Raw genomic sequence first — 21,285 nt, 5'->3', positions numbered from 1 at the left:
CCCGGTGGCGCTACGCTTACCGGGCCTACAGTAACGTTGTAGGGCGGGTCAGCGCAGCGCCACCCGCCATTTTATTAATGGTGTGAAGACGTCTTCACGCCGCCTTCCGGCACCGGCACGTACGGGGTTTCTTTGTCCGTACGGCCATCGGCATTACGCACTTTCATCCAGGTTTTAATGCCGTAGAAGATAATGCTGTACACCACCACCAGGAACAGAATGCTCAGACCCGCGTTGGTGTAGTTGTTCACCACGATATGGTTCATGTTGGCAATCTGCTGCGCGGTCAGATCCGCGCCGCCTGCGGCAATCTTCTCTTTGTACTGGTTAGCCATGAAGAAGAAGCCTTCCAGCTGCGGGTTGGTGCTGAACAGTTTCAGACCCAGCGCCCAGGTAGTGCAGAGCAGCAGCCACAGCGCAGGCACCACGGTTACCCAGATGTATTTGGTGCGTTTCATCTTCACCAGGACAACGGTGCCCAGCACCAGGGCCACAGCCGCCAGCATCTGGTTAGAGATGCCGAACAGCGGCCACAGGCTCTTCACGCCGCCCAGCGGGTCTACAACGCCCTGATACAGCAGGTAACCCCACAGACCTACGCAGCCCGCAGTACCCAGAACACCTGCTACCAGAGAGTCGGTTTTCTTCAGGAACGGCACGAAGTTACCCAGCAGATCCTGCAACATGAAGCGGCCTGCACGCGTACCGGCATCCAGCGCGGTGAGGATGAACAGCGCTTCAAACAGGATACCGAAGTGGTACCAGAAGCCCATGTCCGCCCACGGCAGCACTTTGTGGAACACGTGTGCGATACCCACCGCCAGCGTCGGTGCGCCACCTGCGCGGTTCAGCACGGATGGTTCGCCGATGTCTTTCGCGGTCTGCATAATCTGCTCAGGCGAAATCACGAAGCCCCAGGAGCTGACGGTCGCCGCCGCGTGTGCGCTGGCGTCTTTCAGCTGCGCCATGATCAGCGCGGTATTTTCGCCGCCCATCTCATGCAGGTTTGGCATGGTGATGCCGAGACCCGCTGGTGGGGTGTTCATCGCGAAGTACAGGCCAGGCTCGATAATCGACGCCGCAACCAGCGCCATGATCGCCACGAAGGATTCCATCAGCATTGCGCCGTAACCGATGAAGCGCGCGTCGGTTTCGTTGGCCATCAGCTTCGGCGTGGTGCCGGAGGCGATCAGCGCGTGGAAGCCAGACACGGCACCGCAGGCAATGGTGATAAACAGGAACGGGAACAGGGCACCTTTCCACAGCGGACCGGTACCGTCAATGTACTGCGTCACCGCCGGCATTTTCAGTTCAGGGTTGATGATCACAATCCCGATTGCCAGCCCGACGATCACGCCGATTTTCAGGAAGGTCGCCAGGTAGTCACGCGGAGCCAGAATCAGCCACACCGGCAGCAGCGCTGAGATGAACGCGTAACCGATCAGCGCGAAGGTGATGGTGGTGTCTTTAAAGGTCAGCGCCGGGCCCCAGTACGGGTCGTGCGCAATCACACCGCCGAAGTAGATAGAGGCGACCAGCAGCACGATACCGATGACCGACACCTCGCCAACGCGGCCAGGGCGCAGGAAGCGCATGTAGATGCCCATGAACAGCGCAATCGGCACGGTAGAGCAGACGGTGAAGACGCCCCACGGACTTTCGGCCAGCGCTTTCACCACGATCAGGGCCAGCACTGCCAGGATGATGATCATGATCAGGAAGCAGCCGAAGAGGGCGATCGTGCCCGGCACGCGGCCCATCTCCTCTTTGATCATCTCGCCCAGCGACGAACCATTACGGCGCGAGGAGATAAACAGCACCATAAAGTCCTGCACCGCTCCCGCCAGCACTACGCCCGCCAGCAGCCAGAGCGTACCCGGCAGGTAGCCCATCTGCGCAGCCAGCACCGGACCGACCAGCGGACCCGCGCCTGCAATGGCGGCGAAGTGGTGACCAAACAGCACGTAACGGTTGGTTGGCACATAGTTCAGGCCGTCATTGTTAATGACCGCCGGGGTGGCGCGCGTCGGGTCGAGCTTCATGACCTTCTGCGCGATGTACAAGCTGTAGTAGCGATAAGCCACAAGATAGACGGAAACCGACGCGACCACGATCCACAGGGCGCTGACGTGCTCGCCCCGGCGTAATGCGACAACCGCCAGACAGAAAGCGCCGATGATCCCGAGGATGGCCCAGGGCACGTGCTTAAGTAGTTTTTTAGTATCCATAGTAAGACCTGGTTTTTTATGTAAAGAAAAAAGGGTCAGGGTTCGTTGTGAGGAGGTATTGATTAATGCTGGAGCGATCGTGCCAGATCCTCGCGCGTGTAAAGCACGGTAAATGGGTGAGTGGTTGAAAGCGATGCGTGAGCGGTCAAAAGCGAGGGTGAGTGGTTAAGGCTCACCCCCGGCGGGAGAAAATATGTGATTGAGATCACTGAGAATAATCTAGCCCTGCGGGGTTTCGTCGTTCGCATCAGGGCATTGCGTGCAGCGGCAGGGCTGATATGCGGGCAGCAGCTGATAGCGTCCTTTGCCGTCGTGTTCGATAATTGGGGAAAGGGCCTGTAGATCGCGGTACACCGTACGTTCGGTAATGCCAAATTTTTGCATCAGATCGCGGCGATTAACGCTTCCGTTGCGGTGCAGAGCAATAATGATGTCAACCAGACGCTCAGCCGAGCGGCTTCGGGGTGAAGGGGCCATAAGACTTTCCAGCGTTAAGGGGGCGGCTGACGACGTCGCCAGCCGCCCCGGAAAATTTATCTTATGGATAGTTAACGGCGCACCTTTGCGGAAACCTTAGCGTTTTTTTGTGCAACGGGATCAAACCGCGGCTTCCATCTCCATCATCACCGGGTGGAAACGGCGTTTGAAGTAGATCAGGCCGTGCCCCTCGCTGCTGAGGATGATGTTCTTAATCTCCACAAGGTAGACCAGATGGGTACCGATGGTTTGCACCTGGGTTATCTCACCTTCCAGGCTTGCCAGGGCGCCTTTCAGCACCGGCTGCGCCAGCGGTCCTTTCTGCCAGCAGGAGAGAGCAAAGCGCTCCTCCATGGCCATGCCGGTCATCCCGGCAAAGTGGCGGGCCATGATCTCCTGCTCGTGGTTCAGCACGTTGACGCACAGTTTGCCGTTGCCCTGGAAGACCGGGTTCATGGCGCTGTTGGCGTTGATGCAGACCATGACCGAGGGCGGGGTATCCGTGACCGAACAGACGGCGGTGGCGGTAATGCCGCAGCGGCCCGCATCGCCCTCGGTGGTGACCACATTCACCGCCGCCGACAGGCTGGCCATCGCGTCGCGAAAACGCAGGCGTTCTTCAGATTGCATTGAAACCTCCCGCTGCGTTATTTCAGCAGCTTATCCAGCATGTTGATATCAGTGTTGTTGTGCAGGTGCGGTACGGTCCAGCCGTGCTGGTCGTACTCGGACATGCAGCGGTCAACCATCGCCATCATCTTGTCCATGTTGCCGGAGCTTTGCGCCTGACGCAGGCATTGCAGGCGGATCTCATCCTGGCTACCGGAGTAGTTGATTTCGTACAGCTCGTGACGTCCGCCAAACTCGCTGCCGATGGCATCCCACATCAGTTTCAGAATCTTGATGCGTTCGACGTGATCCATCCCGTTGGAGCCGCGTACGTACTTCGCCAGATACTGGTCGATCTGCGGGTTGTTCAGGTCCCGCGCGCTGGACGGCAGGTAGATCAGCCCGGAGGTCACGTTGCGTTCGATGATGTTCTTGATTTTCGCGTAGGCCATCGGCGCCATCACGCGGTAGGTCTGTAACGCCGCGTGGTCAGGCAGGTACGCGCCGTTTATCCACGGCGTGGCTTCGGAGCACATGGAGTCGCTCAGCGCCCAGAACATGTTGCGCCACGCCACCACTTCGCCGAGATCCGCCTGCACGCCGCGGTACTCGAGGGTGCCAGTGCACTCCAGCGATTTCTTCAGCAGAGCGGTGATGAAGTCGAGCTTCACTGCCAGACGCACGCAGGCCTGAAGCGGGTACATGCGGGCGAAGCCTCCTTCCATCGTCCAGCGACGGCAGCGGTCGAAATCGCGGTAGATCAGCACGTTTTCCCACGGGATCAGCACATGATCCATCACCAGAATGGCGTCGTTCTCGTCAAAGCGGCTGGAGAGCGGGTAGTCGTACGGGGAGCCGGTCGCCCCTGCCACCATCTCGTAAGAGGCGCGGGAGATCAGCTTCACCCCTTCGGCATCCATCGGCGCGACGAACATTAGCGCGAAGTCCGGGTTTTCGCCCATCACCTGCGCAGAGCCAAAACCAATCATGTTGTAGTGGGTCAGCGCAGAGTTGGTGGCCACCACTTTCGCGCCGCTGACGATGATCCCGGCGTCGGTCTCTTTCTCCAGCTTGATGTAAACGTCTTTCACCTCGTCCGCCGGTTTATGGCGGTCGATAGGCGGGTTGACGATGGCGTGGTTAAAGTACAGGCCGGTTTCCTGAATACGGGTGTACCAGTTGCGGGCGTTCTGCTCGAACTGACCGTAGAAGGCAGGGTTAGCCCCCAGCGCGCAGCCGAACGCGGCTTTGTAGTCTGGCGTGCGGCCCATCCAGCCGTAGCTCAGGCGCGACCACTCGGCGATGGCGTCGCGCTGCTGGCGCAGATCGTCGGCGCTTTTCGCCACGCGGAAGAATTTATGGGTGTAGCCGCCGCTGCCGGTGTCGGTGCCCCAGCAGAGTGTATCCTGCATGTCTGGCTTGTGCAGGGCATCGTACATCTGGGCGATGGACGCCGCCGCATTGCGAAATGCCGGGTGGGTAGTAACGTCCTTAACGCGCTCGCCGTAGATATAAATCTCACGGCCATCTTGCAGGCTTTTTAAATACTCTTCACCGGTTAACGGACGTTTGGCATTAGCGCGGAAATCTTCAGGCTTCATAGGGACCTCGTATCGGAAGATGGTTGTTAAATTTATGTTTTGTTTTTGTTGTTTAATTGAAGCGTGAGAGGGGCGGAACGTGAAGGGACGATTGGGACAACGGCAGGTACTTTTCGGGTGGGATGTTGTTTTGTGATCTGTGCGGCTTTTCGGCGGGTGGCGCTGCGCTTACCCGCCCTACGAACCGTGATGCGTTCAGGAAACCGGTACTTTCTGCGCCCGGTATGCGCTGGGTGAGCACCCCGTCAGTCGGTTGAAAAAACGGGCGAAATAGGCCGGATCTTTAAACCCCAGTTGCCAGGCAATTTCGCTCACTGTGCTGTCGGAAAACAGCAGCAAGCGCCTGGCTTCCCGCAGCTGGCGGTCGAAGATCAGCCGTTTCGGCGAGCGGTTGGCAAAGCGGCGGCAGATATCGGTCAGGCGGGATTCGGTAAGATGCAGTTCGCTGGCGTATTCCGGCACCGTCCAGTGCTCGTGGTAATGCGCATCTGTCAGCTGGTTAAAGCGCTGAAACAGCTTCAGCTCGCCGCGCATGCCGCCTGAAGCGTGGTCGTCGAGCTTCGCGTTGCGCAGCAGCAGGGTAAATACGGCCTGCGCCAGCAGGACCAGCGTATGCTCACGGCCCGGCAGCTGTTCCGTGGATTCCCGGGCAATGAGCTGCCAGTAATGCTTCAGCGCCGCCAGCTCGTCAGGCCTGTCGGCAAGCGACAGGCAGATCCCCGGCAGGCCGAACGCCTCCCGCGTGCCGGGGTAGAGCACTTCTAACAACGGCCAGATAAGATCCTCGCGCACCGTCAGCACGTGGCCGTCGCTGTCGGATTCAGTGATAAACGCGTGCGGCACCGACGGCGGCGTCAGAACGAACAGCGGCGCCTGCACCGAGTAGCGGTGGTCGTCGAGCTGCAGCTCAATCTGCCCGGTGTCGAGAAAATGCATCTGAAAATACTGGTCGTGGCGGTGCGCCTGCATGTCGCGGCCAAAAAAGGCCGCCATGCGGGCGAACGACTGGTAGTGCACATCGTCGGTGCCCAGACTTTCGTCGTACTCCTTGCTGATATCAATGTTGGCGATAGGGCTCTGGCACATGATCGTTCCTCTTTTGAACCCGCTGCGTCATCGGAATGCGCGTCAGCACCAGCGCGCCCACTACCAGCAGACCCGCCACGAACCACAGCCCCGAGCTGAAGCTGCCGGTCGCGTCGCGCAGAATACCAATCAGCAATGGGCTGACGGCAGACCCGACGTTGCCGATGGCGTTGATCACCGCCAGCGCCACCGCGCGGGATTGCAGGCTAATCACCTGGTCCGGCGTGGTCCAGAATATCGCCATGGCGGTAAACGATCCGGTTGAGGCCATGATGATGCCAAGCAGCTGGATCAGGCTGTGATCGGTCGCCGAGGCCAGCATCCATCCCGCCGCCGCAAACAGATACGGCAGGATGGTGTGCTTTTTTCGCTCTTTCAGCCTGTCGGAGCGGCGGCTCCACCAGATCATCCCGAGGATGGTGCAAAACTGCGGGATCGCCGCCAGCAGGCCAATCACGATATTGCTGCTGCCGGTGTTGAAGCTTTGCAGGATCTGCGGCGTCCAGATGTTGATCGCGCTCAGCGTATTCGTCAGGCAGAAGTAGGCCAGCGTGTAGAGCAGCACGGCGGGCGTCAGCACCTCGCGCAGCGTCGAGCGCGGCGTGGCGACGTGCGCAATGGCCAGCTCCTGCTCGCGGGCGATCATCGTTTTGAGTGCCTGCTTTTCGTCATCATCCAGCCAGGTGGCCTGATCCGGGGTGTCGTTAAGGTAGAACCAGGTCACCACGCCGAGCACCACCGACGGCAGCCCCTCCAGCAGGAACAGCCACTGCCAGCCCTTCAGGTTCCACAGCCCGTCCATCGCCAGAATGTACCCGGAGAGGATCGAGCCGAGCATCATGGTCACCGGCATGGCGATCATAAACAACGCGTTGGCGCGGGCGCGGTGATAGGCCGGGAACCACCAGGTGAGATAGACCAGGATCCCCGGCAGGAAACCGGCTTCGGCAATGCCCACCAGCATGCGCAGGACGTAGAGCGTTTCGGGGCTGGTGGCGAACATGGTGCAGGTAGAGGCGATGCCCCACACCACCATGATCCCGGCGATCCAGCGCCGCGCGCCGATTTTCGCCAGCATGATGTTGCTGGGGATCCCGCACAGCACGTAGGTGACGTAAAACAGGGTCGCGGCCAGGCCAAACATGGTCGACGTGAGGCCCAGATCTTTGCCCATCGTTAGCCCGGCAAAGCCGATGTTGATGCGATCGAGAAACGAAAAGACAAACAGGATAAAGAGAAACACGATCAAACGACGGAACAGCTTGTTGATAACGCGATGTTCTATAGCTTTCTTATCTTGCAGGGTAGAGGTCGTCATGCTGCGCTCCAGATCTTACGTTTAGTAGACGGATTTATTGTTATTAACTGACGTAACCGGTTGTTCGATAAAGCGTGCCGCCAGCGCTTCCGCGCCGCGGGCGAGCAGGGTGGTGTCGACGCCGACGGCGACAAACAGCGCGCCGAGTGCAAGGTAACGTTTCGCCAGCTGCTCGTTGGCCATCAGGATGCCGGGCGCTTTACCGGCGGCGCGTATCTGCGCGATCGCCTGCTCAATGGCGGCCTGCACCTCCGGATGCTGCGGATTACCGGCAAAGCCCATGTCGGCACTCAGATCCGCCGGGCCGATAAACACGCCGTCGACGCCGTCCACGTCCAGGATCTGCGGCAGGTTTTTTAACGCTCTTAGGGTTTCGATCTGCACCAGCACGCACATGGCGTCGTTAGCCTGATGCAGATAGTCCGGGATACGGTTCCAGCGCGAGGCGCGCGCCAGGGCGCTGCCCACCCCGCGAATGCCCGCGGGCGGATAGCGGGTGGCGCTGACCGCCAGCCGCGCTTCGTCGGCGTTTTGCACCATCGGCACCAGCAGGGTTTGCACCCCCACGTCCAGCAGCTGTTTGATCTGCACCGGATCGTTCCACGACGGGCGCACCACCGGCTGGCTGGGATAAGGGGCGATGGCCTGGAGCTGAGTCAGGACGGTCTGCACGCTGTTCGGCGCGTGCTCCCCGTCGATCAGCAGCCAGTCAAAACCTGCCCCGGCCAGCAGCTCAGCGCTGTAGCTGCTGGTCAGCCCCAGCCATAACCCAATTTGCGGACGGCCTGCTTTCAGCGCCGCTTTGAATGCGTTTTGCATGATCATCTCCTTACACAAAGCGGCAGCTGATGGAGCCCATGTTGCCGTAGTCGACGTGGAAGGTGTCGCCTCTGCTGGCTGCAACCGGGCGGGTAAACGAGCCGCCGAGGATGATCTGGCCTGGCTCAAGCTGCACGTCGTATGGCGCGAGTTTGTTCGCCAGCCACGCCACGCCGTTCGCCGGATGATTAAGGACGCCTGCGGCCACGCCGGTCTCTTCGATCACGCCGTTGCGGTAGAGCAGGGCGGAGATCCAGCGCAGATCCAGCTCGTCGGGTTTAATCGGGCGGCCGCCGAGGATCACACCCGCGTTGGCGGCGTTATCGGAGATGGTGTCGAACACCTTGCGCGGACGCTGGGTTTCCGGGTCGATGTTATGGCAGCGGGCGTCGATCAGCTCCAGGGCGGGGATGACGTAATCCGTGGCGTTGTAGACGTCGAAGATCGTGCAGTTCGGGCCGCGCAGCGGTTTTGCCAGCACGAAGGCCAGCTCCACTTCGATGCGCGGGACGATAAAGCGATCCACGGGGATGTCGCTGCCGTCGTGGAAGAACATATCGTCCAGCAGCGCGCCGTAGTCCGGCTCGCTGATCTGCGAGCTGGCCTGCATCGCTTTGGAGGTAAGGCCGATCTTGTGGCCTTTCAGCACGCGGCCTTCGGCAATTTTCAGGCTCACCCATTCGCGCTGGACGGCGTAGGCGTCTTCAATGGTGATCTCCGGGTACTCCAGCGAGATCGCGCGGATCTGCTCCCGGGATTGTTCCGCCTGATGCAGGCGGTGGGCGATCAGGGTATGGGTGTGTTTGTCGAGCATGGCGATATCCTGTTGTTGCCGGGTGGCGCGTAGCGATCCCGGCCTACGTTCGAGCCGTTGTAGGCCCGGTAAGCGAAGCGCCACCGGGCGAGCAGACGGCTACTTAAACAACGCGTGCACGTTGTTCTGCTTGTAATTGAGCGTCGGGTGCAGCTCGTCGAGCTCGAAAGACAGCGCCAGATAGCGGGCGGTCATCAGCGCTGCAAAATGCGTTTTGATCAGCGCAAACAGCATTTCACCGACCTCTTCCCGGCTCTCCAGACTGCGCCCGGCGCCGATTTTGAGCGTCATATGCACAAAGGCGTAATCGTGCTTGCCGTCGGCCATCTGCCAGGTGTCCAGCCAGTGGGCGCGGCTGCGGATACCGCCGAGCGGGAAAATACCTGTGGCGGCGAGCGCCTCGTTCACTTTGGCAAACAGCCCCGGCAGGTCGGCCTGCTCGCGGATGTTGTCGGTACATTCAGCAATAAAGTGCGGCATGGTGGCTCCTTACGCGGGCAGCGGGAAAACGGCGTTGACCTGGCCGGTGCCGGAGCTGGCGAACAGCTCGGTGAGAAACTCCACCTTACCGTCGTAGTTGTCCCAGCCGAGCATCCCCAGCAGCATCACCGTGTCGTGCATGTTGCCCTCGCCGTAGCAGTAGTCGGCGTACTCCGGCAGCATGCTGCAAAACTCTTTGAACTGCCCCTCGCGCCATAGCTTCACTACCCGCTCATCCATCTGGCGGTCAAACTCGCGGGTATAGCTGTTCATCCCTTCCTCCGCGCGCTGGTCGTCGATAAAGCGGTGCGACAGCGAGCCGCTGGCGAGCACCGCCACGGTGCCGTCGTATTTTTCGATGGCGCTGACGATGGCCTCGCCCAGCCTGCGGCTGTCGGCGAAGTCGTGTACCGTGCAGAACGCCGAGATGGAGATCACTTTGAAGTGCTTATCCGCGTTCATGTAGCGCATCGGCACCAGCGTGCCGTACTCCAGCTTGAGGCTCGGGATGTTGTGCGCCTTGGCGCGCACGCCAAGCTTCACCGCTTCGTCGGCGATCAGCTGGCCGAGTTCCGGGTTGCCGTCGTAGTCGTAGGTCATGTCGCGAATAAAATGCGGCAGCTCGTTGCTGGTGTAGATGCCTGAAAAATGGTTCGCACAGTTGATGTGATACGCGCTGTTCACCAGCCAGTGGGTGTCGAAGACGATAATGGTGTCGACGCCCAGCTCGCGGCAGCGCTTGCTGATCTCTTTATGCCCGTCGATGGCTGACTGGCGGCAGCCGTGGTTTTTGCCCGGCAGTTCAGAGAGATACATTGACGGCACGTGGGTGATTTTTGCTGCTAAGGCTAATTTTCCCATGATCAGATCCCCCATTTTGGAATCGGATGGTCGCCCATGGAGATACAGACGTTTTTCATCTCCGCGAAGACCTCGAAGCTGTACTCGCCGCCCTCACGCCCGGTGCCGGAGGCCTTCACGCCGCCAAACGGCTGGCGCAGGTCGCGCACGTTCTGGGTGTTGACGAACACCATGCCGGCTTCAATGTTGCGCGCCAGACGCAGCACTTTGCTGACGTCCTGCGTCCAGATGTACGACGCCAGGCCATACTCCACGTCGTTTGCCAGGCGCAGGCCTTCCGCTTCGTCCTTAAACGGCAGCAGGCAGGCCACCGGCCCGAAGATCTCTTCCTGCGCCACGCGCATGCGGTTATCGACATCCGCCAGCACGGTCGGGCGCAGGAAATTGCCGCCTTTCAGGTGCGCAGGCAGATCGGTCGGTTTGTCCGGGCCGCCCGCCAGCAGGGTTGCCCCCTCTTCAATGCCGAGGCGGATGTAGCCGGAGACCTTCTCCCAGTGCTGCTTGCTGATCAGCGCGCCAATCTGGGTGTTCGGATCGGTCGGGTCGCCCACGCGCAGGCGGCTGGCGCGCTCGGCAAAGCGTTTGACGAACTCCGGGTAGATGCTCTGCTGGATGAAGATGCGCGAGCCGGCGGTGCAGCGTTCGCCGTTGATGGAGAAGATGGTGAACAGGGCGGCGTCCAGCGCGCGCTCAATGTCCGCGTCTTCAAAAATCAGCACCGGAGATTTGCCGCCCAGCTCCATGGAATACTTCTTCAGCCCGGCGTTTTTCATGATGTTACGCCCGGTGGCGGTGCCGCCGGTGAAGGAGACGGCGCGCACGTCATGATGACGCACCAGCGCGTCGCCCGCCGTGGCGCCATAGCCCTGCACTACGTTCAGCACGCCCGCCGGAATGCCCGCCTCCAGCGCCAGCTCGCCCAGACGGTCGGCGGTCAGCGGGGAGAGCTCGGACATCTTCAGCACCGCGGTGTTACCCAGCGCCAGGCACGGCGCGACCTTCCAGGTGGCGGTCATAAACGGCACGTTCCACGGCGACACCAGCGCACAAACGCCTACCGGTTGCACGAGGGTGTAGTTGAGCATCTTGTCATCGACCGGGTAGGTTTTGCCGTTCATCTGCTGGCACACCTCGGCGAAGAACTCAAAGTTGTGCGAGGCGCGTGGAATGAGCACGTTTTTGGTCTGGTGGATCGGCAGGCCGGTGTCGGCGGTCTCCATCGCGGCAATGTCCGGCACGTTCTGGTCAATCAGATCCCCCAGGCGACGCATCAGGCGCGCACGCTCCTTCATCGGCAGGTTGGCCCATTTCGGGAACGCCTCTTTGGCGGCGGCAACGGCCTGATGGATTTCGGCTTCGCCGCCGGAGGCCACTTCTGCCAGCACCTCGCCGGAGGCCGGGTTAGTGGTTTGGAAGTACTCACTTCCGGCGACGTTTTTCCCGTTGATCCAGTGGTTAATCTTTTTCATTTTGCAGTCTCCTCACTGACAATTCGGTTTACCAGACGGCCTACGCCTTCCACTTCCACTACCACCTCATCGCCCGGTACCACGTCGGACAGCCCCTTCGGCGTGCCGGTGGCAATCATGTCGCCCGGTTGCAGGGTCATGAAATCGCTCAGATACGCAATCAGGAATGGGATGCTGAAAATGAGATCGGCGGTGGTGCCTTCCTGACGCAGTTCACCGTTGACGTAGGTGCGAAGACGAAGGTTGTGCGGGTCAGGGATGGCTTCTTTTGGCACTACGTTCGGGCTGATGGGGGTCAGCCCGTCGCGGCTTTTCACCCGCAGGTTCGGGCGATAGTAGTTTTCGAGATAATCGCGGATGGCGTAGTCGTTGCACACCGTGTAGCCCGCAACATAGTCCATCGCCTCGGCTTCGCTGACCTTACGCGCGGTTTTACCGATGACCACTACCAGCTCGGCTTCGTAATGCATGTATTCAATGTTGTTTGGGCGCACCGAGGTCTGGTTGTCGCCGTTAAAGGTGTTCGGCGCTTTGATAAACACCAGCGGCTCGGTGGGCGGTTTGAAGTCCAGCTCGCTGGCATGATCGGCGTAGTTCAGGCCGAGGGCGAACAGCGTGGCGTGCGGCGGCGTGCGCGAAGCGATGGTAACGTCGCGTTCCTCCACCACCGGGTTTTCCAGCGGCGGAAATCCCTCTGCCAGAATGCGTACCCGATCGCCCGGGCGAATTTCGACGCGGCTTTGCGGGGTACCGAGCAATATCGCATCGCCGGGATTCAGGGTGGCAAATTCGCTCAGGGCGCTCAGCAGTTCGGCGGCGTTGCGGTGCAGATCGGCCGTGTTCCAGTGGTCCGCTTCGCGACCGTTGATCTCGGTGATGATGGTCAGTTTGTCCACGTTATCAACGGCGACAGGTTCGCCGAGCGGGCAAAATCCATCCCGACATTTGGCCTTGATCGCCGGGCGGTAGAAGCTCTCTTCCGGCAGGCTGATTTCGTTGGCCAGCGCGTAGCCGGCGATGTACGCCGCCGCCTCTTCAACGCGTACTTTGCTGGCGGTTTTGCCCACCACCAGCGCCACCGTTGCGCCGCTTAACACGGTTTCTCCCTGCGGGAAGGGAATCGGCTCGCCTGCGCGAATAACGGTGTTATGTGGCTTGATAAACCACACCGCCGTTTTTGGCGGCGCGTTATAGGGGGCTTTTTCAAACGCCTCAGCCCAGGCCGCACGCTGGCTTTGGTGGTTTAGCGCTACGGCAAAAACAGTACCTTTCATTCCCATACTCCTCAAACCGACTGTCCAGTTATGATTTCATTAATATGTTAATGATCTGGTTTTATGCTTTTGCTGTTCGTTTCGCAATCAGAAGTGAATAATTTGTGATATGAATAACAATAAATTTACACCAATGGGTTAATTATCATTTAAATCAATGCATTAAAAAAATGACTTTGTTTCTGTTAGACTTTTGGGGTTACAACGTATTGTCTATAAAAGCATCTGTTTTAAATTGTTTACTTGTTAATGATGTAAGGGGGAAGGTGATGCATGATTCATTAACCATCGCGCTGTTGCAGGCGCGTGAAGCGGCGATGGGCTACTTCCGCCCGATAGTGAAGCGGCATAATCTGACCGAGCAGCAGTGGCGTATCGTCCGCGTGCTGGCCGAGCATCCCTCCATGGATTTTCACGATCTGGCGTTCCGCACCTGCATTTTGCGCCCAAGCCTGACCGGCATTCTGACGCGGATGGAGCGCGACGGTCTGGTGCTGCGCTTAAAGCCGGTGAATGACCAGCGCAAGCTGTACGTATCGCTGACGAAAGAAGGCAACGCGCTGTACCAGCGTGCTCAGGCTCAGGTGGAAGAGGCGTACCAGCAGATTGAGGCGGAATATACCCCGGAGAAGATGAAGCAGCTCACGGCGCTGCTGGAAGAGTTTATTGAACTCGGAAACCGACATATTGCCGCGCGGGACGAAGCGTAAAAACCCTAAATTCCAGGATGATTTTCGTAAAGTTTTCTCATGCCAGGCCGAATATTCTGTATCTGCCTGAGGAAAGAGAAAACATGTTAAATCGTATCAAGATTGTCACCAGCTTACTGCTGGTTTTAGCGATATTTGGCCTTTTACAACTCACATCCGGTGGTCTTTTCTTCAATGCCCTGAAGCATGACAAAGAGAATTTCACCATTCTGCAAACCATTCGCCAGCAACAATCCACCCTGAACGGTAGCTGGGTGGCGCTGCTGCAAACCCGTAACACCCTGAACCGCGCGGGTATCCGCTACATGATGGATCAGAACAATATCGGCAGCGGCTCAACCGTCGCCGAGCTGATGCAGATTGCCTCTGCGTCTCTGAAACAGGCGGAAAAAAACTGGGCGGATTACGAAGCACTTCCGCGTGACCCGCGTCAGAGCGACGCTGCGGCACTGGAAATCAAACGTAATTACGATATCTACCACGGCGCGCTGGCCGAGCTGATCCAGCTGCTGGGGGCGGGCAAGATCAACGAGTTCTTCGACCAGCCGACCCAGAGCTATCAGGATGGCTTTGAGAAGCAGTACGTCAGCTACCTGCAACAAAACGACGCGCTCTATCAGACCGCGGTTGAAGACAGCAACAGCTCTTACCGCCAGGCTATCTGGGTGCTGATTAGCGTGCTGGCTGCGGTGCTGGTGGTGATTGTTGCCGTCTGGCTGGGTATTCGTCAGGCACTGATTTCGCCGCTGAACCGTCTGATTGACAGCATTCGTCATATCGCCAGCGGCGACCTGGTGAAGCGCATCGACGTGGAAGGCTCCAACGAGATGGGTGAACTGGCTGACTCCCTGCGCCATATGCAGGGCGAGCTGGTGCGTACCGTGGGTGACGTGCGTAACGGCGCAAACGCCATTTACAGCGGTGCGAGCGAAATCTCGATGGGCAATAACGATCTCTCATCCCGTACCGAGCAGCAGGCTGCCTCTCTGGAAGAGACGGCGGCCAGCATGGAACAGCTGACTGCCACCGTGAAGCAGAACGCCGAGAACGCCCGTCAGGCGAGCAACCTGGCGCTGAGCGCCTCTGAGACGGCGCAAAAAGGCGGTAAAGTGGTGGATAACGTGGTGCAGACCATGCGCGACATCGCCGGCAGTTCGCAGAAGATTGCCGACATTATCAGCGTAATCGACGGCATTGCCTTCCAGACCAACATTCTGGCGCTGAACGCGGCGGTAGAAGCGGCGCGTGCGGGCGAGCAGGGCCGTGGTTTTGCGGTAGTTGCAGGTGAAGTGCGAAATCTGGCGCAGCGTAGCGCCCAGGCGGCGCGCGAGATCAAGAGCCTGATTGAGGACTCCGTTGGCCGGGTGGAAGTGGGTTCAACGCTGGTGGAAAGCGCCGGTGAAACCATGGGTGAGATCGTGAATGCGGTAACGCGCGTGACGGACATCATGGGCGAAATCGCGTCTGCGTCTGATGAGCAGAGCCGCGGTATCGACCAGGTGGGGCTGGCGGTGGCGGAGATGGATCGCGTGACCCAGCAGAACGCCTCGCTGGTGGAAGAGTCTGCGGCGGCCGCGGCGGCACTGGAAGAGCAGGCGAGCCGTCTGACGCAGGCCGTTGCGGTGTTCCGTATTCAGCAGGAACAGATGAAGGCGCGCGAGTTCGCCTCCGCGAAAAGCGTTGTCGCACCGGTAGTGGCGCGTAAACCGGCGACCGCAGATGCGGGCGATAACTGGGAAACGTTCTGACGTTGTGCGTTTTGCCGGGTGGCGGCTACGCCTTACCCGGCCTACGGATTGTGGGTTTTGCCGGGTGGCGGCTGCGCCTTACCCGGCCTACGGGATGTGCGTTTCGCCGGGTGGCGGCTGCGCCTTACCCGGCCTACGGATTGTGGGTTTTGCCGGGTGGCGGCTGCGCCTTACCCGGCCTACGGGATGTGCATTTTGCCGGGTGGCGGCTGCGGAATTGGGTTTTGTAGGCCCGGTAAGCGCAGCGCCACCGGGCGATTTTACAGAGGCAGGCGCATGGCGCAGCGGGAACCATACGCTAAACCGTGCGCCGTCTCTTCTTCACGTTTCTGGCGCATTTCCGGCGTCAGCGTCGTCATCATTTCAAACCCTAATCGCCTGTAGTAGGGCGCGTTCCACGGGACATCACGAAACGTCGTTAACGTCAGCGAGGTTAGCCCCAGCGTGCGGGCATGCTCTGCGACACGGTTAATCAACCGGCGTCCGAGACCTCGTCCCTGCCAGTCCAGATGAACCGAAAGTTCCACAATAAACAGCGAAGATGGCTGGGCTTCGGCGAGAATAAAGCCCACGGGCCTGTCGTCAGCCAGCGCCAGCCAGCTTAATCCGCGTCCGGCGTAACCGAGGTGATCTTCAACGGAAATAACCTCGCTGTCTGCCAGCCAGGCCAGCTCAGGAACATCGCGAAATCGCTGCCCCGCCGCGCGTTCAATGGCGGGCAGGGCAGCGACGTCGTCGATGCGCGTCGGGCGGAGTGTGAACGCCGTCATCAGCCAGCGCTGCTCACAATTTTAATCTCCACCATGCCGATCCCCAGCTTGCGCGGAGCGTGACCGAGAATATTCCCTTCGTTAGTGGACTGCGGCTCGGGCGGCACAATGACCAGCGTATTGCTGCGCGTGGGGTTAACGAAATGCAGCGTGCTGGTGGTGACATCATTGCTCAGCGTCAGCATCTGTTCTTTATCGCCGACGCGCACCGGCACAGGACGGTTTGCGTTGGGACCAAATGCCCTGGCGGTGATCACCAGATCGAATTTCTCCGGCAGCGGATGGGTATACTCAATTTTCACCTCATCACCTAACTGCGCGTTAGACCAGCGCCCCCACGATTCGGGACGTGAAATACCGCTGAACTGCTTCACCTCTTCAGGCGCGCCGGCAACGTTAAAAATAAAGCTGTCAGCTTTATAACGAATGTCGTTGTCGACGATTTTCAGCAGGTCAACGTTGCGCTGATAGCGTGCGGTATCAATAACCGTATCTTTAAACGCGGTTTTCCCCTGCCACTGCGGTTTATCAACGTGTTGCACGGTCTGCTCGCCGCCGAGTTGCCCCTGTGAGACGCACCAGTCGGTGGACAGTGACAGCTCTTGTGACCAGAGCTGGCCCATTTTGTAGCATTTATCGACCCAGACGAAATTATCGCGCGGGGCGAATTCCGCCAGCTGGAAGCGCAGTGGCGCGGAGTATTCGCTTTCCGGCAGCGGCTCGACGCGGTTATCCGACACGCGCAGCAGCAGAGGCAGGCGGAAATGGCTGCCGGAGAACGCGATCATTTTTTTATCCTGATCGATGGTGAAGTCGTTTATCTCTTTCGGGAAGTTCCACAGGCGAATGATATCCGGCTTCCAGGCGAGGATTTTTTCCTTCATGTTGAGGAAGATTTCCGACAGGGACTGGCCCGACAACGTACTGCGGCCCAGGCCAATGAAGTTATCGCCACCCAGAATATCCAGCACGGTAGCGCCGTTATCCATCGAGTTACGTTTAGCGGCAATGATCTCCTGCTGCGGTTTATCGCCGCGCAGCACAAAGAACAGGTTGCTGCGATCCAGCTTATTCAGCTCATCCCAGGCACTGTTTTTCATCGCCAGATGGTCAGATGAAACGACAATGACCGTATTTTTGAAATACGGCGACGCTTTGATTTTCTCGATTAACGCCGCGATATGTTCCTGGCTACAGGTCACAGCGCTGAACGACTTGTTGTTTTTACCGTCAATGTCGTAGCCCTGACGTTTACAGGTGCGTGAGACGAAACCATCCGGATGATGCGTGTCGACGGTCAACGCAAACAGCGAGAAGCGTTTACCGGCGCGGGAAAGCTCCTCGAATTTCTTCCAGGTTTCATCCAGAACGGTATCGTCGTAAAAGCCCCAGTCGTTGCGGTAGGCCGGATCGGCGACCGTGGTTTTCAGCTCTTCGGAACCATATAAGTGATCGAAACCGTGGGATTTCAGGAACACATCTTTCCCGGCAAAGCGCAGGTTAGCGCCCTGCATAAAGTAGTTTTCATAGCCCGAGTTTTTCAGGATATCGCCGAGACAAATGTTCTGCGGGAAGAAACTCGACATCGAGGCGGAGGCGTTGCCTTCAAACGGGGCGAACAGGGGAATGCCGCACTGGGAAGCCACCATCCCGGCGATGGTGTAATCCGTGCCAGGCAACTGCATGGTGTGGCTGAAGTCGAGGCCCTGGTTTTTCAGCGCGCCAAGCTCTGGCGTCAGGTTCGGGAAAGCATCGTTGTCAAACCAGGTGCGTTCCAGACTTTCGCCGTAGATATAGACCAGGTTGAGTTTAGGGTTGTCGATTTTCTTCGAGGGTTCTTTGTAATAGGCCGCAAAGTCCGGATCGCCATCGCGCGACTGGGATTTTACCAGCTCGGTAATTTGATGGAATGCCGGGCTGGCATCCACGGAGGCCAGCGCCAGGCACAGCGCCAGCAGGCTGTAGCCATGATGATGCGGACGGTGACGGCGACGGCGCAGAACCCAGGCCAGCGCGGCGAAGATGCCCACCAGGGCGACCACCAGCCCCAGACCCGGAAGGATGTACTTACCCACACCTGCGCCGGTCAGACTGTTGGTCAATGTGTAGAGCACCGCGTCGTTAATACCGTCGCCGGTAAAGTAATCGCTGGCATATAACGTAATGTTTAAAACAATAAAAATACCGAGCACCACCAGGGTGGCCACAAACCACCAGGTGTGACGACCGGCTTTCCAGGCATAAACGCCGATGGAAGCCAGGAAAAGGACAAGGGACATTAACTCTGACAACAGCAGATCCTCATCATGCCGGACGCTTAGCCGGCTAATTGCTTATTTTTTGGGTAATACAATGTAATTGCGATGTCGCTTAGCTGCAATTTTAGTGTCACGAAAGTGTGCTGTTGTTAGGATTTGGTTTATAAAATCGGATTTTTGAATACAGTCGCATCGTGGCATACGGAGGCTGAGGTGGTGGCAGGGGGTAAAAAAACGCACTTCACGCCGCGGTATAAGACTAATGTAATAAACGCGGCGTGTTGTGGCAGAAAAAGGGGGACAATCAGGAGAGGAAATTAACGCCTTGTTTCAGCACCAGATCGCAGGCTTTCGTTTTCACCTGTTTCGCCAGAGATGAATTTCCAAGGGTGCTGAGGTTCAGCTGCTGACCATTCTGCGCGTTAAGCAGGCCCTGAATACCGTCCATATAGTTGGTGTCCGCTTTCTGCTCCTGGGTGTCCAGTCCCAGTTTACCCAACACCTGGTTTTTGATGTTTTCGGTATCGGTGACGGAAGCCAGTTTCTGCTTCGCGCAGTATTCCAGAATACCCGCGGCGTTGTTCATCGTTCCGGCACTCAGGCTTTGGGAGCTGTTGCCCAGCAGGCCGGTGAGGGACGAGGCTGACAGCCCGCCCTGGGACGTGCCGCTCTCTTTGGTTAACTCACTTGCTGCGCTGGAGAGCGACTCCTGCCATGATGCGGCCTGCGCTGCGCCAGTCACCAGCAGGGCGCCAGTAAGGATGCTGATAAAAAATTGTTTTTTCATAATGATTTACTCAACAAGGTCCGTTTTGGGCCAGAAGTGGGTTCAGTATATACCTCTGCTCTTCCGGCGCTCCCTGGAAATATCTTAATACTCTTTGCCGGTGACGCGGCTGCGGTAGCTGTCCCAGTCGAAGATGACGTACAGGCTGTTACCCAGCTTCATGCGATCCATCACCCGCTCGCCAAGAAGTCGGGTCATCTCGTCAATATTGTGGTTCGTCAACATACCGGTTGGGCGTTTTGACGACGAACGGCGATCGACAATCTGGTTGATGATCACTTTTTCGTAGCGGGACTCCGTCTGGACACCGATCTCGTCGATGACCAGCAAATCCACGTTACTTAAATCATTTAGCAACTGTTCTTCGCTGGTTTCGCGATTACTGAAGGTGTCTTTCATGGCGGACATAATATCGGCCACGGTGATAATCAGCACTGACTTCCCGCGCAGCAGCAGCTCGTTGCAGATAGCGGCGGCGAGGTGATTTTTCCCGGTGCCGGGTTTTCCGCTAAAGATGAAGCTGGCGATGTTGCCGTCAAATTCATCCACGTACTGGCGCGCCTGGTTAAGGGCGTTCATCTGCCCCTGAGACTCGACCTTATAATTCTCGAAGGAGCAGTTCTGGTGCAGAGGGCGAATGCCCGAGCGGTTAAAGGTGCGCTGCATTTTCATCGCGCGGTTTTCGCGGGCGAGGGCAGCCGCGCGAATTTTACCCTGCTCTTTTTGCCATGCCAGCAGCTCTTCACCGGTGGTGAAGGCGGGCTTCACGTTGGCAGGCATCATCTTCTGCAAACGTTTCATCAGGTCGCCGACGTTTTTCATTTCGCACCTCGGAATCCATCAGGGATTTTTTTGTCCGGTTCTGAAAAAGCATTGATATCACGTTTTGGCTGGCCGTTGTTGCTGGCGCGGTTGATTTGCAGACTGCGCGCGAATTTTTGCTGCCACTGAACATGGTGGAAGACTTTTCCTTCAGCTTGCCAGTATGCGGTAAAGGCTGCCAGCTCTTCCGGTGTTGCGGGCTGCGAGAGGGCTATTCCCCATAAGGCCGCCTGCCGCTGAAAATCGGCGTCCGGCTGCCAACCGGCGTACATGGGAAATTTCCCCATTGGAACGGCCACCGGGGCGCTGGCGGGTTCGTCAAAAAACTGATTATCCAGCATGACATCGCTCGCCGGGCGCGACAGCTTCTCTTCAATTTCCAGAAGCTGCGCCAGACGCTCCGGCGTGACCGCATAAAACGCCGGGGCGTTGTCGGCAAATACCGCGAGCGTGCCGCCTTCGGCGTGCGTCAACACACCGCGAGGATCGCGCATAAAGGCATCAATGCCAGCAATGCTGGTGGTCAGAATTCTGGAGGACATAACACTTTCTCAACTGATTACTACGGGCGTGATTGAGGGTTATGGTAGCACAGAGAGAGGGGAGGAAAGGAGAGGATTTCCCCGGTGGCGTTACGCTTACCGGGGCTAAAATCACAGGGGCTGGTTACGCGATGATGTTCAGCGTCACGTCGATATTGCCGCGCGTCGCGTTAGAGTACGGACAGACGATGTGCGCCGCATCCACCAGTTTTTTGGCTTCCGCTGCGTCCATCCCTTCAACGTGGATGTTCAGCTTCGCTTCGATACCAAAACCGGTTGGCAGCGGGCCGATCCCTACTTCGCCTTCAATAAAGGCGTCTTTTGGCAGAGCGAATTTATCGCGTGCCGCAACGAACTTCATTGCGCCCAGGAAGCAGGCGGAGTAGCCCGCAGCGAACAGCTGTTCAGGGTTGGTTACTTCACCCCCCATGCCGCCCATCTCTTTTGGCACACCCAGTTTGACATCCAGAACGCCATCGGAAGACGTGGCGCGGCCATCACGGCCTCCGGTTGCTTTGGCTTTGGCAGTGTAGACAACTTTTTCTAAAGACATGGCAGGTTCCTCATCTTACGTTTATATGCGCTATTAAATAGCGCGCGATGTTTTAAGTT

General features: G+C 58.3%; 20 protein-coding genes. 2 read left to right on the top strand and 18 right to left on the bottom strand.

Going from position 1 to position 21,285, the window contains the following annotated elements; genetic code table 11:
• Window positions 1-74 precede the first annotated feature (74 nt).
• From AC4OVS_RS19245 to hpaG, 12 genes are all read right to left on the bottom strand, one after another.
• On the bottom strand, window positions 75-2,228 hold the full coding sequence (locus tag AC4OVS_RS19245) for a carbon starvation CstA family protein (RefSeq protein WP_022646950.1): 2,154 nt from the start codon (window positions 2,226-2,228) through the stop codon (window positions 75-77).
• Between the two features lie 219 nt (window positions 2,229-2,447).
• On the bottom strand, window positions 2,448-2,705 hold the full coding sequence (locus AC4OVS_RS19240) for an HTH domain-containing protein (protein WP_022646951.1): 258 nt from the start codon (window positions 2,703-2,705) through the stop codon (window positions 2,448-2,450).
• A 120-nt stretch (window positions 2,706-2,825) separates the two neighbouring features.
• Window positions 2,826-3,335: a 4-hydroxyphenylacetate 3-monooxygenase reductase subunit gene (locus tag AC4OVS_RS19235; protein ID WP_003856606.1), complete on the bottom strand. Its 510-nt coding sequence runs from the start codon at window positions 3,333-3,335 to the stop codon at window positions 2,826-2,828.
• Between the two features lie 17 nt (window positions 3,336-3,352).
• Window positions 3,353-4,915 (bottom strand): 4-hydroxyphenylacetate 3-monooxygenase, oxygenase component, encoded by a 1,563-nt coding sequence (hpaB, locus tag AC4OVS_RS19230; RefSeq protein WP_491922632.1) that lies wholly within the window; start codon window positions 4,913-4,915, stop codon window positions 3,353-3,355.
• Between the two features lie 195 nt (window positions 4,916-5,110).
• Window positions 5,111-6,001 carry a 4-hydroxyphenylacetate catabolism regulatory protein HpaA gene (hpaA, locus tag AC4OVS_RS19225; RefSeq protein ID WP_022646953.1) on the bottom strand — a complete coding sequence of 297 codons (891 nt, stop codon included), beginning with the start codon at window positions 5,999-6,001 and terminating at the stop codon, window positions 5,111-5,113.
• Window positions 5,973-7,319, bottom strand: coding sequence for a 4-hydroxyphenylacetate permease (gene hpaX, locus AC4OVS_RS19220; protein WP_032625355.1), 1,347 nt, complete (start codon window positions 7,317-7,319; stop codon window positions 5,973-5,975). The genes hpaA and hpaX overlap by 29 nt, the downstream gene beginning before the upstream one ends.
• A 21-nt stretch (window positions 7,320-7,340) precedes the next feature.
• The gene (gene hpaI / locus AC4OVS_RS19215) at window positions 7,341-8,138 is read right to left on the bottom strand and encodes a 4-hydroxy-2-oxoheptanedioate aldolase (RefSeq protein ID WP_022646955.1); all 798 of its coding nucleotides are present in this window, start codon (window positions 8,136-8,138) and stop codon (window positions 7,341-7,343) included.
• Between the two features lie 10 nt (window positions 8,139-8,148).
• Complete coding sequence (gene hpaH / locus AC4OVS_RS19210) at window positions 8,149-8,952, bottom strand: 2-oxo-hept-4-ene-1,7-dioate hydratase (protein WP_301240770.1); 804 nt, start codon at window positions 8,950-8,952, stop codon at window positions 8,149-8,151.
• A 99-nt stretch (window positions 8,953-9,051) separates the two neighbouring features.
• Window positions 9,052-9,432 carry a 5-carboxymethyl-2-hydroxymuconate Delta-isomerase gene (locus AC4OVS_RS19205; protein ID WP_046619808.1) on the bottom strand — a complete coding sequence of 127 codons (381 nt, stop codon included), beginning with the start codon at window positions 9,430-9,432 and terminating at the stop codon, window positions 9,052-9,054.
• Between the two features lie 9 nt (window positions 9,433-9,441).
• A complete protein-coding gene (gene hpaD / locus AC4OVS_RS19200; protein WP_048965826.1) occupies window positions 9,442-10,293 on the bottom strand; it encodes a 3,4-dihydroxyphenylacetate 2,3-dioxygenase in 852 nt (283 codons plus the stop codon).
• Between the two features lie 2 nt (window positions 10,294-10,295).
• Window positions 10,296-11,762 (bottom strand): 5-carboxymethyl-2-hydroxymuconate semialdehyde dehydrogenase, encoded by a 1,467-nt coding sequence (hpaE, locus tag AC4OVS_RS19195; protein WP_022646959.1) that lies wholly within the window; start codon window positions 11,760-11,762, stop codon window positions 10,296-10,298.
• Window positions 11,759-13,036 (bottom strand): 4-hydroxyphenylacetate degradation bifunctional isomerase/decarboxylase, encoded by a 1,278-nt coding sequence (hpaG, locus tag AC4OVS_RS19190; RefSeq protein ID WP_063148730.1) that lies wholly within the window; start codon window positions 13,034-13,036, stop codon window positions 11,759-11,761. Before hpaG ends, hpaE begins: the two co-directional genes overlap by 4 nt.
• A 269-nt stretch (window positions 13,037-13,305) precedes the next feature.
• Here hpaG and hpaR point away from each other — a divergent pair, with 269 nt between their 5' ends.
• On the top strand, window positions 13,306-13,746 hold the full coding sequence (hpaR, locus tag AC4OVS_RS19185; protein WP_045621229.1) for a homoprotocatechuate degradation operon regulator HpaR: 441 nt from the start codon (window positions 13,306-13,308) through the stop codon (window positions 13,744-13,746).
• An 83-nt stretch (window positions 13,747-13,829) separates the two neighbouring features.
• Complete coding sequence (gene tsr, locus AC4OVS_RS19180) at window positions 13,830-15,494, top strand: methyl-accepting chemotaxis protein (RefSeq protein ID WP_491922631.1); 1,665 nt, start codon at window positions 13,830-13,832, stop codon at window positions 15,492-15,494.
• A gap of 260 nt (window positions 15,495-15,754) precedes the next feature.
• Here tsr and AC4OVS_RS19175 read toward each other — a convergent pair whose 3' ends face one another.
• The 6 genes from AC4OVS_RS19175 to AC4OVS_RS19150 form a co-directional block, all read right to left on the bottom strand.
• Window positions 15,755-16,264: a GNAT family N-acetyltransferase gene (locus tag AC4OVS_RS19175; protein ID WP_023305400.1), complete on the bottom strand. Its 510-nt coding sequence runs from the start codon at window positions 16,262-16,264 to the stop codon at window positions 15,755-15,757.
• Complete coding sequence (opgB, locus tag AC4OVS_RS19170; protein WP_417930052.1) at window positions 16,264-18,555, bottom strand: phosphatidylglycerol--membrane-oligosaccharide glycerophosphotransferase; 2,292 nt, start codon at window positions 18,553-18,555, stop codon at window positions 16,264-16,266. The genes AC4OVS_RS19175 and opgB overlap by 1 nt, the downstream gene beginning before the upstream one ends.
• Before the next feature lie 271 nt (window positions 18,556-18,826).
• Window positions 18,827-19,309 (bottom strand): YjjA family protein, encoded by a 483-nt coding sequence (locus AC4OVS_RS19165; protein ID WP_491922630.1) that lies wholly within the window; start codon window positions 19,307-19,309, stop codon window positions 18,827-18,829.
• Between the two features lie 84 nt (window positions 19,310-19,393).
• Window positions 19,394-20,131, bottom strand: a complete 738-nt coding sequence (gene dnaC / locus AC4OVS_RS19160; protein WP_003856580.1) for a replicative helicase loader DnaC — start codon at window positions 20,129-20,131, stop codon at window positions 19,394-19,396.
• On the bottom strand, window positions 20,128-20,673 hold the full coding sequence (dnaT, locus tag AC4OVS_RS19155; protein WP_023299265.1) for a primosomal protein DnaT: 546 nt from the start codon (window positions 20,671-20,673) through the stop codon (window positions 20,128-20,130). Before dnaT ends, dnaC begins: the two co-directional genes overlap by 4 nt.
• 124 nt (window positions 20,674-20,797) lie before the next feature.
• A complete protein-coding gene (locus AC4OVS_RS19150; RefSeq protein ID WP_003856578.1) occupies window positions 20,798-21,226 on the bottom strand; it encodes an organic hydroperoxide resistance protein in 429 nt (142 codons plus the stop codon).
• Between the last annotated feature and the right edge of the window lie 59 nt (window positions 21,227-21,285).

The sequence above is a fragment of the Enterobacter sp. 4974935 genome, assembly GCF_058661735.1.
The sequence above is the reverse complement of the archived record's forward strand: the minus strand, read 5'-3'. Positions and strand labels throughout refer to the sequence as shown.